The following is a 13,307-nucleotide window of genomic DNA, read 5'->3' on the forward strand; positions in this document are numbered from 1 at the left end:
TTTTTTGCCCTCTGTTTGATCAAAACATTCATTACGCTGATGTGGGGGACACAAAAGCGAAAATGCAGAAGAAAGCCATTTGCTAAAATTGAAGGATTACTACTGGGCGCGCAGCAATTTCGTGCGCCCCTCATTTGCGCAATGTAAGGGTGTCATATGATTACTATTGACGGTAATGGCGCGGTTGCTTCGGTGGCGTTTCGCACCAGTGAAGTTATCGCCATCTACCCTATTACCCCCAGTTCCACGATGGCAGAACAGGCTGATGCCTGGGCCGGAAACGGCTTAAAGAACGTTTGGGGAGACACACCACGCGTAGTTGAAATGCAGTCGGAAGCGGGTGCTATCGCTACCGTGCATGGCGCTTTGCAGACGGGTGCCCTTTCAACATCGTTTACGTCATCGCAGGGTTTGCTGCTGATGATCCCGACGCTGTACAAACTGGCAGGCGAACTGACGCCATTTGTCCTGCATGTAGCGGCACGTACCGTTGCCACACATGCACTTTCTATTTTTGGCGATCATTCCGACGTTATGGCGGTGCGCCAGACGGGTTGCGCGATGTTGTGTGCGGCTAACGTCCAGGAAGCGCAAGATTTTGCTCTCATTTCGCACATCGCAACGCTGAAGAGCCGCGTGCCATTTATTCATTTCTTTGATGGTTTCCGCACGTCCCACGAAATCAATAAAATTGTCCCGCTGGCCAATGACACTATTCTTGATCTCATGCCGCAGGCCGAAATTGATGCTCATCGCGCCCGGGCGCTCAACCCGGAACATCCGGTGATCCGCGGTACGTCCGCCAATCCTGACACTTATTTCCAGTCTCGCGAAGCCACCAACCCATGGTACGACGCGGTCTATGACCATGTTGAACAGGCGATGAATGATTTCTCTGCCGCGACAGGTCGTCAGTATCAGCCGTTTGAATATTACGGGCATCCGCAAGCGGAACGGGTGATTATCCTGATGGGCTCTGCCATTGGCACCTGTGAAGAAGTGGTTGATGAATTGCTAACCCGTGGCGAAAAAGTTGGCGTGCTGAAAGTTCGCCTGTACCGTCCCTTCTCCGCCAAACACTTGCTGCAAGCTCTGCCGGGATCCGTACGCAGCGTGGCGGTACTGGACAGAACCAAAGAACCCGGTGCCCAGGCAGAACCGCTCTATCTGGATGTAATGACCGCACTGGCAGAAGCCTTTAATAATGGCGAGCGCGAAACTCTGCCCCGTGTCATTGGTGGGCGCTATGGTCTTTCATCCAAAGAATTTGGCCCGGACTGTGTACTGGCGGTATTTGCCGAGCTCAACGCGGCTAAACCGAAAGCGCGCTTTACGGTTGGTATTTACGATGATGTGACCAATCTGTCACTGCCGTTGCCGGAAAACACCCTGCCAAACTCGGCGAAACTGGAAGCCTTGTTTTATGGCCTTGGTAGTGATGGCAGCGTTTCCGCGACCAAAAACAATATCAAGATTATCGGTAATTCCACGCCGTGGTACGCACAGGGCTATTTTGTTTACGACTCCAAAAAGGCGGGCGGCCTGACGGTTTCTCACCTTCGCGTGAGCGAACAGCCGATTCGTTCCGCTTATCTCATTTCCCAGGCTGATTTTGTTGGCTGCCACCAGTTGCAGTTTATCGATAAATATCAGATGGCTGAGCGTTTAAAACCTGGCGGCATTTTCCTGCTCAACACGCCGTACAGCGCAGATGAAGTGTGGTCGCGCTTGCCGCAGGAAGTTCAGGCCGTGCTAAATCAGAAAAAAGCGCGCTTCTATGTGATTAACGCGGCGAAAATCGCCCGCGAATGTGGCCTGGCGGCCCGTATTAATACCGTCATGCAGATGGCTTTTTTCCATCTGACGCAAATTCTGCCTGGCGATAGCGCCCTCGCAGAATTGCAGGGTGCGATTGCCAAAAGTTACAGTAGCAAAGGCCAGGATCTGGTGGAACGCAACTGGCAGGCTCTGGCGCTGGCGCGTGAATCCGTAGAAGAAGTTCCGTTGCAACCGGTAAATCCGCACAGCGCCAATCGACCGCCAGTGGTTTCCGATGCCGCCCCTGATTTCGTGAAAACCGTAACCGCAGCGATGCTCGCAGGGCTTGGTGATGCCCTCCCCGTTTCGGCGCTGCCGCCAGACGGCACCTGGCCGATGGGCACCACTCGCTGGGAAAAACGCAATATCGCCGAAGAGATCCCCATCTGGAAAGAGGAACTCTGTACCCAATGTAACCACTGCGTCGCCGCTTGCCCACACTCAGCTATTCGCGCAAAAGTGGTACCGCCTGAAGCGATGGAAAACGCCCCTGCCAGCCTGCATTCGCTGGATGTGAAATCGCGTGATATGCGCGGGCAGAAATATGTCTTGCAGGTGGCTCCGGAAGATTGCACCGGTTGTAACCTGTGCGTCGAAGTTTGCCCGGCGAAAGACCGTCAGAATCCAGAGATTAAAGCCATCAATATGATGTCGCGCCTGGAACATGTCGAAGAAGAGAAAATCAATTACGATTTCTTCCTCAACCTGCCAGAAATCGACCGTAGCAAACTGGAACGTATTGATATTCGTACATCGCAGCTGATTACACCGCTGTTTGAATATTCAGGTGCTTGCTCCGGTTGTGGCGAGACGCCGTATATTAAATTACTGACTCAGCTCTATGGCGACCGGATGTTGATCGCTAACGCCACCGGCTGTTCTTCAATTTATGGCGGTAACCTGCCCTCTACACCGTATACCACCGATGCCAACGGTCGTGGGCCGGCATGGGCGAACTCTCTATTTGAAGATAATGCCGAATTTGGCCTTGGTTTCCGCCTGACGGTCGATCAACACCGTGTCCGCGTGCTGCGTCTGCTGGATCAATTTGCCGATAAAATCCCGGCGGAATTACTGACAGCGTTGAAATCAGACGCTACGCCAGAGGTTCGTCGAGAACAGGTCGCAGCTTTACGCCAGCAACTCAACGATGTTGCCGAAGCACATGAACTGCTGCGTGACGCAGATGCACTGGTGGAAAAATCAATCTGGCTGATTGGTGGCGACGGCTGGGCTTACGATATCGGCTTTGGCGGTCTGGATCATGTATTGAGTTTGACGGAAAACGTCAACATTCTGGTGCTGGATACGCAATGCTATTCCAACACCGGTGGTCAGGCGTCGAAAGCGACACCGCTGGGTGCAGTAACTAAGTTCGGCGAGCACGGCAAACGTAAAGCGCGTAAAGATCTTGGCGTCAGTATGATGATGTACGGTCATGTTTATGTGGCGCAGATTTCTCTCGGCGCGCAGCTGAACCAGACGGTGAAAGCGATTCAGGAAGCGGAAGCGTATCCGGGGCCATCGCTGATCATTGCTTATAGCCCGTGTGAAGAGCATGGTTACGATCTGGCACTCAGCCATGACCAGATGCGCCAACTCACAGCTACCGGCTTCTGGCCGCTATATCGCTTCGATCCTCGTCGTGCCGATGAAGGCAAACTGCCGCTGGCGCTGGATTCACGCCCGCCGTCAGAAGCACTGGAAGAAACGTTACTTCACGAGCAACGTTTCCGTCGTCTGAATTCGCAGCAGCCAGAAGTGGCAGAACAGTTATGGAAAGATGCTGCAGCTGATTTGCAAAAACGCTATGACTTCCTGGCACAAATGGCCGGAAAAGCGGAAAAAAGCAACACCGATTAAATGCTCTGGATAAGGATTATCCAATTCTAAAAAAAAAGCCCGGACGACTGTTCGGGCTTGTCTTTTTATATGTTGGAAAATCAGTGGCAATGCAATGGCCCAACAGAAAATAAAATCTGTGACAATAAAGGCATATAACCCGCGCAGAATAACGTATAGAAAATTAAAAGTATAATTTTTATTTTGTATGTATTATCTTCGATACATTCACCAAACTTATTATCATTTCAGAGGGATTATTTGATTAAGGTTTTACTTAAGGCGTAACAAATGATATTTATCGGCTAACTGAACTTCTCCTTTAGGATGTTTTCACTCCCCGAAATGGGGATAAAAGGCAAATAAAATAACTAAAGGATTTATTCAATGAAAAGCAAAGTACTGGCACTTTTAATTCCTGCCCTGCTCGCCGCAGGTGCTGCACATGCAGCCGAAGTTTATAATAAAGACGGCAACAAATTAGATCTGTATGGCAAAGTTGATGGCCTGCATTATTTTTCTGATAATTCGGCGAAAGATGGCGACCAGAGCTATGCGCGTCTGGGTTTTAAAGGCGAAACCCAAATTAACGATCAACTCACTGGCTACGGTCAATGGGAATACAATATTCAGGCAAACAACACTGAATCTTCAAAAAACCAGTCATGGACCCGTCTGGCATTTGCCGGGCTGAAATTTGCAGATTACGGTTCTTTCGATTACGGACGTAATTATGGCGTAATGTACGACATCGAAGGCTGGACCGATATGCTGCCTGAATTTGGCGGTGACTCTTATACCAATGCAGACAACTTTATGACTGGTCGAGCCAATGGCGTCGCGACTTATCGTAATACTGATTTCTTCGGTCTGATAAATGGTCTGAACTTCGCGGTGCAGTATCAAGGTAACAACGAAGGTGCCAGTAATGGTCAGGAAGGCACCAACAACGGACGTGATGTTCGCCATGAAAACGGTGACGGCTGGGGTCTTTCCACAACATATGATTTAGGCATGGGCTTTAGCGCTGGTGCGGCATACACCTCTTCTGACCGCACCAATGATCAGGTTAACCATACTGCGGCGGGTGGTGATAAAGCAGACGCGTGGACTGCTGGGCTAAAATACGATGCTAACAATATTTACCTGGCAACCATGTATTCAGAAACGCGTAATATGACCCCGTTTGGCGACAGCGATTATGCTGTTGCAAACAAAACCCAGAACTTTGAAGTCACTGCACAGTACCAGTTTGATTTTGGTCTGCGTCCGGCAGTCTCTTTCCTGATGTCTAAAGGCCGTGACCTGCACGCTGCCGGTGGTGCAGACAACCCGGCAGGTGTTGATGATAAAGATCTGGTTAAATACGCCGATGTTGGCGCGACTTACTATTTCAATAAAAACATGTCCACTTATGTTGACTATAAAATCAACCTGTTGGATGAAGATGACAGTTTCTACGCTGCCAATGGCATCTCTACCGATGATATTGTCGCTTTAGGTCTGGTTTATCAGTTCTAAATCCTCCTGCCCGCTGTTATGGCGGGCTTTTTCTGCTTATTCTTCCTCCTTTGATCTAAATTAAAAATGTGAACTCCGTCATTACACAAAAAGTGTCATCTGGCGTTACACTTTATGCGGATACTAAAACAGGAGGTTTTATGAACAGAACGATTCTTGTCCCTATCGATATTTCCGATTCAGAATTAACTCAACGCGTGATTAGCCACGTTGAGGCAGAGGCAAAGATTGATGATGCAGAGGTTCATTTCCTGACGGTAATACCTTCACTGCCCTACTATGCCTCTCTGGGTTTAGCGTATTCCGCAGAATTACCGGCAATGGATGACCTGAAAGCGGAAGCCAAATCGCAACTGGAAGAGATCATTAAAAAATTTAAACTGCCAACCGACAGAGTGCATGTCCATGTTGAGGAAGGCTCGCCCAAAGACCGCATTCTGGAAATGGCGAAGAAGATCCCCGCTCATATGATCATCATTGCTTCCCATCGACCGGATATCACCACTTATCTGCTCGGTTCCAACGCCGCAGCTGTAGTGCGTCACGCAGAGTGCTCCGTGCTGGTTGTGCGCTGACACTAACGCCCGCACATTGCTGCGGGCTTTTTGATTCATTTCGCAAATGTGCTGACATTTTCCCCTCTAATCCGTACCATACACGCCACAGTTTTTATATCAGATTTCTTATGCTGGGCGTTCCGGCATGACGCATACTCTTCTGATGCCATATAACGAATTGAGTCGCTTTTAAATGTCGCAAAATCAAGAAATTAGTAAGAAAGAACAATACAACCTGAACAAATTACAAAAACGTCTGCGTCGTAACGTGGGCGAAGCCATTGCTGACTTCAATATGATTGAAGAAGGCGATCGCATCATGGTTTGCCTCTCCGGGGGTAAAGACAGCTATACCATGCTGGAGATTCTGCGCAATTTGCAGCAAAGCGCGCCAATCAATTTTTCGCTGGTGGCTGTTAACCTCGATCAAAAGCAACCGGGCTTCCCGGAACACGTTCTGCCCGAGTATCTTGAAAAGCTGGGCGTTGAGTACAAGATTGTTGAAGAGAATACTTACGGTATCGTGAAAGAGAAGATTCCAGAGGGCAAAACCACTTGCTCACTGTGTTCTCGCCTTCGTCGCGGTATCCTTTATCGTACCGCAACGGAACTGGGGGCGACGAAGATCGCGTTGGGTCACCATCGTGACGATATCCTGCAAACGTTGTTCTTAAATATGTTCTACGGCGGCAAGATGAAAGGTATGCCTCCGAAACTGATGAGCGATGATGGCAAACATATCGTTATTCGTCCGCTGGCCTACTGCCGCGAGAAAGATATTCAGCGATTTGCCGATGCAAAAGCGTTCCCGATTATTCCGTGCAACCTGTGCGGTTCACAGCCTAACCTGCAACGTCAGGTGATTGCTGACATGTTGCGTGACTGGGATAAACGTTATCCAGGGCGTATCGAGACGATGTTCAGCGCGATGCAGAATGTGGTGCCGTCGCATCTGTGCGATACCAACCTGTTCGATTTCAAAGGCATTACCCACGGTTCTGAAGTGGTTAACGGGGGTGATCTGGCGTTTGATCGCGAAGAGATCCCACTACAACCGGCGGGTTGGCAGCCAGAAGAAGATGAAAATCAGTTGGATGAGTTACGGCTGAATGTGGTTGAAGTGAAATAACCAGGATAGCGCCCGATGCGCAAGCGTATCGGGCTACTCTTATGGAGGCCGGATAAGACGCGGCCAGCGTCGCATCCGGCAATCCCGCATAAGATGTTTACTCTTGCACCCGGCAATTCAACATTTCATTATTTTAATAACCGCACCCGGCACGTTTTTCCTTTAATCTTCCCGCCCTGTAACTGTTTCCATGCTTTATGAGCAACAGCCTGACGGACCGCGACATAGACATGCGCCGGATGCACGGCGATTTTGCCAATATCTACGCCATCAAGCCCGATGTCTCCTGTCAGCGCACCTAATACATCACCCGGGCGCATTTTGGCTTTTTTCCCGCCATCGATACACAACGTTGCCATTTCTGCTTCCAGCGGCAAAATGGAACTATTAGCTGGCGGCGTTTGCCAGTTAAGTTTTATCTGCAACATGTCAGAAATGATATTGGCCCGCTGTGCTTCTTCCGGAGCACAGAAACTGATCGCCAGACCGCTATTTCCTGCACGAGCTGTACGACCGATGCGATGTACATGAACTTCAGGGTCCCACGCCAGCTCAAAGTTCACCACCAGCTCAAGCGATTTAATATCCAGACCACGCGCAGCAACATCAGTCGCAACCAGTACACGGGCGCTACCGTTAGCAAAACGTACCAGGGTCTGATCGCGATCGCGTTGCTCCAGATCGCCGTGTAACGACAATGCACTTTGCCCTACTTCATTCAGCGCGTCGCAGACAGCCTGGCAATCTTTTTTGGTATTGCAAAACACCACACAAGAGGATGGCTGATGCAAACTTAATAACCGTTGCAACAGAGGAATTTTGCCTTTACTGGATGTCTCATAAAATTGTTGTTCAATGGGTGGCAAAGCATCTGTTGAGTCAATTTCAATCGCCAAAGGATCGCGTTGCACTCGTCCGCTGATTGCGGCGATGGCTTCCGGCCAGGTTGCCGAAAACAGAAGCGTCTGTCGAGATGCAGGCGCAAAACGGATGACATCATCAATGGCATCGCTAAATCCCATATCCAGCATGCGGTCGGCCTCATCCATCACCAAAGTATTCAGCGCATCCAGTGATACCGTGCCTTTTTGCAAGTGATCCAGCAAACGACCCGGCGTTGCCACGATAATATGCGGCGCATGTTGCAACGAATCACGCTGCATACCGAACGGTTGACCACCGCACAACGTCAAAATTTTGGTATTTGGCAGAAAACGCGCCAGCCGACGCAATTCACCTGCCACCTGATCCGCCAGTTCACGCGTAGGACACAGCACTAAAGCCTGGGTTTGAAATAGCGACGCATCAATTTGCTGTAACAAGCCGAGGCCAAAAGCCGCCGTTTTGCCGCTGCCGGTTTTCGCCTGCACGCGAACATCTTTTCCGGCAAGGATCGCCGGAAGCGCGGCGGCCTGCACCGGCGTCATGGTTAAATAACCCAACTCATTAAGGTTCGTGAGTTGGGCGGGAGGCAAAACATTCAGGGTAGAAAAAGCGGTCACAATCTATTCTCGTGGTCATCGACGCAAAGTTAGCAGGCGCGTATCCTCGCAGATCTACGCTCACGATGCGACAATTTAATCGGTTCTTCATCAGGTGGTGGGTCAGGCATGGGTTGCGGGCGAGGGATCGGATCGGGCACTGGAACAGGATCGCCAGGAATCGGTTCAGGGACAGGAATTTGCAAATAAATAAGTGTCGTCATATTTCCCTCCGGTCATTGGGTGGACTCTTAAAGGGTAGACGCTGATAAATAACAGGCAAAAAAAAGCCGACTCATCAAAGTCGGCGTCGTACGAATCAATTGTGCTATGCAGTAATTCAAAAAAGGAAGTAAGACAATATGGAGCGCAACGCCCATCGCTTGACGTTGCATTCACCTGCAAGGGAGATATTGCCCTGAATGGGTAGAGAGTTTATTGACTTCGCTCAAACTTTGCGGCGTTTTTGTATACAGACAGCCGGAAAAATTGCTTTTGTTACAACCATTTACTACGGTGCAACCATAAAGCAACACCACCAATAAGAACAACTAACAGAATACAAAAAATTGAAAATCCGAATTGCCACCCGCCGCCAGGGATCCCACCAAGGTTGACGCCAAATAACCCTGTCAGAAAGGTACTGGGTAAAAAGACCATTGCCATCAATGACATTGTATAGGTACGACGAGCTAAATTTTCCTGCATCACCTGAGCGATTTCATCCGCCATCACGCCAGTCCGTGCTATACAGGCGTCGATTTCGTCAAGACCGCGCCCAAGGCGATCGGCAATATCCTGCATCCGACGGCGTTGGTCATCGCTCATCCACGGCAAACGTTCACTGGCAAGACGAGCATAAACATCACGTTGCGGTGCCATATAGCGACGCATCACGATTAATTGTTTGCGCAGCAGAGCCAGGAATCCACGCGGTGGAATTTGCTGATCAAGGAGATTATCTTCAAGGTCGATAATTTTATCGTGCAGCTGCTCGATAAATTCGCTGGAATGATCGGTCAACGCATCGCACACATCCACCAGCCACCCTCCGCAATCGGTCGGACCCGTGCCCTCTTCCAGATCGCTCACCACATCGTCCAGCGCCAGCACTTTGCGTTGTCGGGTCGAAACAATTAACCGCCCGTCCATATATACACGCATGGCGACCAGTTGATCGGGGCGTTCATCGGTGCTGCCGTTTATACAGCGCAATGTAATCAGCGTGCCTTCACCGAGACGGCTGACTCGGGGCCGCGTGCTCTCGCCCGCCAGCGCATCACGTACGTTATTGGGAAGCAGCGGTGTTGTCGCCAGCCATTGGGCGCTATCATGGTGTACATAATTAAGGTGGAGCCAGCAGGGATGCGCTTCATCAATCACATCTGTATTTTCCAGCGGTTTAACGCCGCCTCTACCATCCAGCATCCAGGCAAATACTGCATCCGGGACATTAACGTCCGATCCCTTAATTGCTTCCACAGTGCCTCCATCATCAACGCATTATTTTGTAGTCTAGCCTTCTGGCCCTGTTACGCAACATCTCATCACCCCATTACCCTGAAATGATTAATAAAATTCTGTCTAAATTGAATACAAAAAGCAAAATGCTTTTCCGTATACAAACCGTGTGAAGTGTTAAATAGCGTCTATCATTATCAGAATTATCTGATCATATGACGTGGCTTTTTTGCGATCGGATAGCAACAAAAATTGATAAAAATAACGGGATCTCAATGATTACGCACAACTTCAATACCCTGGACTTACTCACCAGTCCTGTCTGGATCGTTTCGCCCTTTGAGGAACAGTTAATTTATGCCAATAGCGCGGCGCGACTGTTGATGCAAGACCTCACGTTTAGTCAGCTACGAACCGGTCCCTATTCCGTCTCCTCACAAAAAGAACTGCCGAAATACCTCTCCGATCTGCAAAACCAACACGATATTATCGAAATCCTCACTGTTCAGCGTAAAGAAGAGGAAACAGCATTAAGCTGTCGGCTTGTTTTGCGAAAGCTGACAGAAGCAGAACCGGTGATTATTTTCGAAGGTATCGAAGCGCCGGCAACGCTGGGTTTAAAAGCCAGTCGCTCGGCAAATTATCAGCGCAAAAAACAAGGTTTTTATGCGCGCTTTTTTCTGACTAACTCTGCACCAATGTTGTTGATTGACCCCTCACGAGATGGCCAAATCGTCGATGCTAACCTCGCCGCGCTCAATTTCTATGGTTATAACCATGAAACGATGTGCCAGAAACATACCTGGGAAATTAATATGCTCGGGCGTCGCGTCATGCCTATCATGCATGAAATTTCGCATTTACCCGGCGGTCATAAACCTTTGAATTTTGTTCATAAACTGGCGGATGGATCTACTCGTCATGTGCAGACCTATGCCGGGCCGATTGAAATTTATGGCGACAAGCTCATGTTATGTATTGTGCATGATATTACTGAGCAAAAACGGCTGGAGGAGCAGCTGGAACATGCTGCTCACCATGACGCGATGACCGGATTACTGAATCGGCGACAGTTTTATCACATTACGGAACCAGGCCAAATGCAGCACCTCGCCATCGCCCAGGATTACAGCTTGTTGCTCATCGACACCGATCGTTTTAAACACATTAACGATCTCTATGGGCATTCTAAAGGTGATGAGGTGTTATGCGCCCTCGCCCGCACCCTTGAAAGTTGCGCTCGCAAAGGCGATTTGGTGTTTCGTTGGGGAGGCGAAGAGTTTGTCTTATTGCTACCAAGAACCCCACTGGATACCGCGCTTTCGCTGGCTGAAACTATCCGTGTAAGCGTGGCAAAAGTGAGTATTTCGGGCTTACCACGCTTTACCGTCAGCATTGGTGTGGCGCATCACGAAGGAAATGAAAGCATCGATGAACTGTTTAAACGCGTTGATGATGCTTTGTATCGGGCGAAAAATGATGGACGCAACCGCGTGCTGGCGGCATAAGCCGCGGATGCGTCTCGAGATCAACGACTGCGCTTAGCGTGGCGCTCCCAGTTTTCTTGCTTCGCCTGCGCCGTTTTACGTAGTGCGACGTAACACGCCCCGCTGCCGCCATGATGCGGTAGCGCAGTGCAATATGCCTGAACATCATCAAATTCGGTCAGCCAGCGCGCCACATAGCTGCGGACAATATTGGCATGCGATTTATCATCCCGTCCTTTGCCATGAATAATCAGCACGTTACGCAAACCATCAGCCATGGCTTGTTGAATGAAACTGAACATCATTTTGCGGCACTCTTCCACCGGCTGGCGCAAAAGATTCAGGCTCGCCTGTTGCGGATATTTACCACTGCGCAGCTTATCCAGCACCCCATGTTGCAACCCTTCCCGCCGAAACTCCAGCGGCTGACTTAGTGGGATGATGTCGAGAAATCCGGTGGTGAGGAAATTATCAAGCTGCAGCGTGTCGATACGCTGCGGCGCACGTTGGTTACGCGTTGGATGCCAGTGGACATCGGTAGCACGTTTCAGCGGCTGGACATCTTCCATGGCGTCAAGAAACAGCGATTTGTCGTCAAGGTTCATGTTACATCCTCCCGCAATTAAGAGCGCGATATGATAACCAGACCGGGTCGGTCCAACAACGTATTACCCAAAATTCCAGTAATAAGTTCCAAATATTGCCGATATTTTAAGCAAAATGCTTATGCATGATTATTCATTCACGATATTAATAATGTAACTTATATTTTCGTGAAATCTGTCACTGAAGAAAATTGGCAACTAAAGGTTAAAACCGTTATAACACAGTCACCGGCGCAGAGGAGACAATGCCGGACTTAAGACGCGGATGCACTGCTGTGTGTACTGTAGAGTCTGGCGGATGTCGACAGACTCTATTTTTTTATGCAGTTTTAACTTTGCAGATAGCCGCATTCTCGCCGGAATTGCGTGATTAATGACGCGGTCAGTGGTGTCTGGCGACTATCACGCCGCTGAATCAAATAATAGGCCGCTTTCGGTAAAATTTCGCTAACCGGCAACATCACCTGCCCCTGTCCGTGCAAGGGATCGCAGCCCATTTCTTCAGGCAGTATGCTGAGAAAATCGCTTTTTGCCACCAGACTGATACAGGCTGAGAACGTCTCGCAGACTACACCGACCTGTGGCGTTTGCGCCTGATCGTCAAGCAATTCACTCAACTGTTTGTAGTAACTGCCGTGTGGCGTCGGCATTGTCCAGCTGTAATCCAGTAACTGTTTGATCGAACGGGCACCAATGGCGGGGTGTCCCGGGCGGCAAAAGATCGCGAATTGCTTTTCCAGTAATTTCTCAAAAGTAAATTCGTGGTCGTACGGTCCCTGATAATAGGTATTGATGGTGAAATCCAATTCTCCCTGACGCAATTCATTAATCATCGACACCAGTTGCCCTTCCATAATGCGTACTTTTACCTGCGGATGCTGCTGATGAAAACGAGATATGACAGCTGGCATCAGACTGCGGGAAATACTGGCCCCCATGCCGATATTAATCTGCCCTGCCAGTTGCCCTTGTCGTTGGCGAATTTCCTCTTGCGCTGCGCGCAGCTCTTCAAGAATAAGACTGGCGTGCTGATAAAAACTTTCACCGGCATCAGTTAACGTCACGCCTTTACTACGGCGAAAAAAGAGTTGCGCCGCTAATCCTTCTTCCAGCTCCTGAATAGATTTACTCAGTGCCGGTTGCGACATATTCAACATTCGGCTCGCTCCGCGAATGCTGCCCTGACGAGCCACTTCAACAAAAGCACGAATTTGATGAATTTTTACCTGAAAAGCCATGACGCCACCGATAACCGTTATTTATCAGACCAAAGAAACTGGCATCTACTTTAATGCAGATGATTGTGTCAGGGTAATTTATGAACGGTTAAAACTGTGAAAAATCAGTTAGTGATAAGTAAAAACTATCGCTACGTGAACCGGGTCACACTTTTTACTGATGACGGG

The 13,307-nt window shown here is 49.4% G+C and carries 11 protein-coding genes; 5 read left to right on the forward strand and 6 right to left on the reverse strand.

Going from position 1 to position 13,307, the window contains the following annotated elements; all coding sequences use genetic code 11:
* Nucleotides 1-156 precede the first annotated feature (156 nt).
* The 4 genes from nifJ to ttcA all read left to right on the forward strand — a co-directional run bounded on the left by nifJ (nucleotide 157) and on the right by ttcA (nucleotide 6,867).
* Nucleotides 157-3,681 carry a pyruvate:ferredoxin (flavodoxin) oxidoreductase gene (gene nifJ, locus E0D98_RS00205; protein ID WP_131890454.1) on the forward strand — a complete coding sequence of 1,175 codons (3,525 nt, stop codon included), beginning with the start codon at nucleotides 157-159 and terminating at the stop codon, nucleotides 3,679-3,681.
* Nucleotides 3,682-4,047: 366 nt separating this feature from the next.
* Nucleotides 4,048-5,181 carry a porin OmpN gene (ompN, locus tag E0D98_RS00210; RefSeq protein ID WP_000837909.1) on the forward strand — a complete coding sequence of 378 codons (1,134 nt, stop codon included), beginning with the start codon at nucleotides 4,048-4,050 and terminating at the stop codon, nucleotides 5,179-5,181.
* A gap of 140 nt (nucleotides 5,182-5,321) precedes the next feature.
* Nucleotides 5,322-5,756, forward strand: coding sequence for a universal stress protein UspF (uspF, locus tag E0D98_RS00215; RefSeq protein WP_001082294.1), 435 nt, complete (start codon nucleotides 5,322-5,324; stop codon nucleotides 5,754-5,756).
* A gap of 175 nt (nucleotides 5,757-5,931) precedes the next feature.
* On the forward strand, nucleotides 5,932-6,867 hold the full coding sequence (gene ttcA / locus E0D98_RS00220; protein WP_000081418.1) for a tRNA 2-thiocytidine(32) synthetase TtcA: 936 nt from the start codon (nucleotides 5,932-5,934) through the stop codon (nucleotides 6,865-6,867).
* A 128-nt stretch (nucleotides 6,868-6,995) separates the two neighbouring features.
* Here the strand turns inward: ttcA and dbpA are convergent, their stop codons facing one another.
* From dbpA to ydaN, 4 genes are all read right to left on the reverse strand, one after another.
* Nucleotides 6,996-8,369: an ATP-dependent RNA helicase DbpA gene (gene dbpA / locus E0D98_RS00225; RefSeq protein ID WP_000123739.1), complete on the reverse strand. Its 1,374-nt coding sequence runs from the start codon at nucleotides 8,367-8,369 to the stop codon at nucleotides 6,996-6,998.
* 29 nt (nucleotides 8,370-8,398) lie between these two features.
* Nucleotides 8,399-8,572: a protein YnaL gene (ynaL, locus tag E0D98_RS28380; RefSeq protein WP_001296046.1), complete on the reverse strand. Its 174-nt coding sequence runs from the start codon at nucleotides 8,570-8,572 to the stop codon at nucleotides 8,399-8,401.
* 274 nt (nucleotides 8,573-8,846) lie between these two features.
* On the reverse strand, nucleotides 8,847-9,830 hold the full coding sequence (zntB, locus tag E0D98_RS00230; RefSeq protein WP_000387388.1) for a zinc transporter ZntB: 984 nt from the start codon (nucleotides 9,828-9,830) through the stop codon (nucleotides 8,847-8,849).
* A gap of 13 nt (nucleotides 9,831-9,843) precedes the next feature.
* Nucleotides 9,844-9,891 carry a protein YnaN gene (ydaN, locus tag E0D98_RS27785; protein ID WP_211180494.1) on the reverse strand — a complete coding sequence of 16 codons (48 nt, stop codon included), beginning with the start codon at nucleotides 9,889-9,891 and terminating at the stop codon, nucleotides 9,844-9,846.
* Between the two features lie 193 nt (nucleotides 9,892-10,084).
* Between ydaN and dgcM the strand changes: the two genes are divergently transcribed.
* Nucleotides 10,085-11,317 (forward strand): diguanylate cyclase DgcM, encoded by a 1,233-nt coding sequence (gene dgcM, locus E0D98_RS00235; RefSeq protein ID WP_001307164.1) that lies wholly within the window; start codon nucleotides 10,085-10,087, stop codon nucleotides 11,315-11,317.
* A 20-nt stretch (nucleotides 11,318-11,337) separates the two neighbouring features.
* Here dgcM and smrA read toward each other — a convergent pair whose 3' ends face one another.
* Both smrA and E0D98_RS00245 read right to left on the reverse strand, forming a co-directional pair.
* Nucleotides 11,338-11,901, reverse strand: a complete 564-nt coding sequence (smrA, locus tag E0D98_RS00240; protein WP_001046821.1) for a DNA endonuclease SmrA — start codon at nucleotides 11,899-11,901, stop codon at nucleotides 11,338-11,340.
* Nucleotides 11,902-12,230: 329 nt separating this feature from the next.
* Nucleotides 12,231-13,139 (reverse strand): LysR family transcriptional regulator, encoded by a 909-nt coding sequence (locus E0D98_RS00245; protein WP_047086933.1) that lies wholly within the window; start codon nucleotides 13,137-13,139, stop codon nucleotides 12,231-12,233.
* Nucleotides 13,140-13,307: the final 168 nt, after the last annotated feature.

The organism is Escherichia sp. KCJ4928, assembly GCF_004352695.1.
In the GTDB taxonomy this organism is placed as follows: Bacteria; Pseudomonadota; Gammaproteobacteria; order Enterobacterales; family Enterobacteriaceae; genus ECMA0423.

Bases quoted from the DNA above. Each gene is read 5' to 3' on its own strand.
- ttcA (WP_000081418.1), top strand. From the start codon at position 5,932: ATGTCGCAAAATCAAGAAATTAGTAAGAAAGAACAATACAACCTGAAC.
- dgcM (WP_001307164.1), top strand. From the start codon at position 10,085: ATGATTACGCACAACTTCAATACCCTGGACTTACTCACCAGTCCTGTC.
- smrA (WP_001046821.1), bottom strand. From the start codon at position 11,901: ATGAACCTTGACGACAAATCGCTGTTTCTTGACGCCATGGAAGATGTC.
- ynaL (WP_001296046.1), bottom strand. From the start codon at position 8,572: ATGACGACACTTATTTATTTGCAAATTCCTGTCCCTGAACCGATTCCT.
- uspF (WP_001082294.1), top strand. From the start codon at position 5,322: ATGAACAGAACGATTCTTGTCCCTATCGATATTTCCGATTCAGAATTA.
- nifJ (WP_131890454.1), top strand. From the start codon at position 157: ATGATTACTATTGACGGTAATGGCGCGGTTGCTTCGGTGGCGTTTCGC.
- ompN (WP_000837909.1), top strand. From the start codon at position 4,048: ATGAAAAGCAAAGTACTGGCACTTTTAATTCCTGCCCTGCTCGCCGCA.
- E0D98_RS00245 (WP_047086933.1), bottom strand. From the start codon at position 13,139: ATGGCTTTTCAGGTAAAAATTCATCAAATTCGTGCTTTTGTTGAAGTG.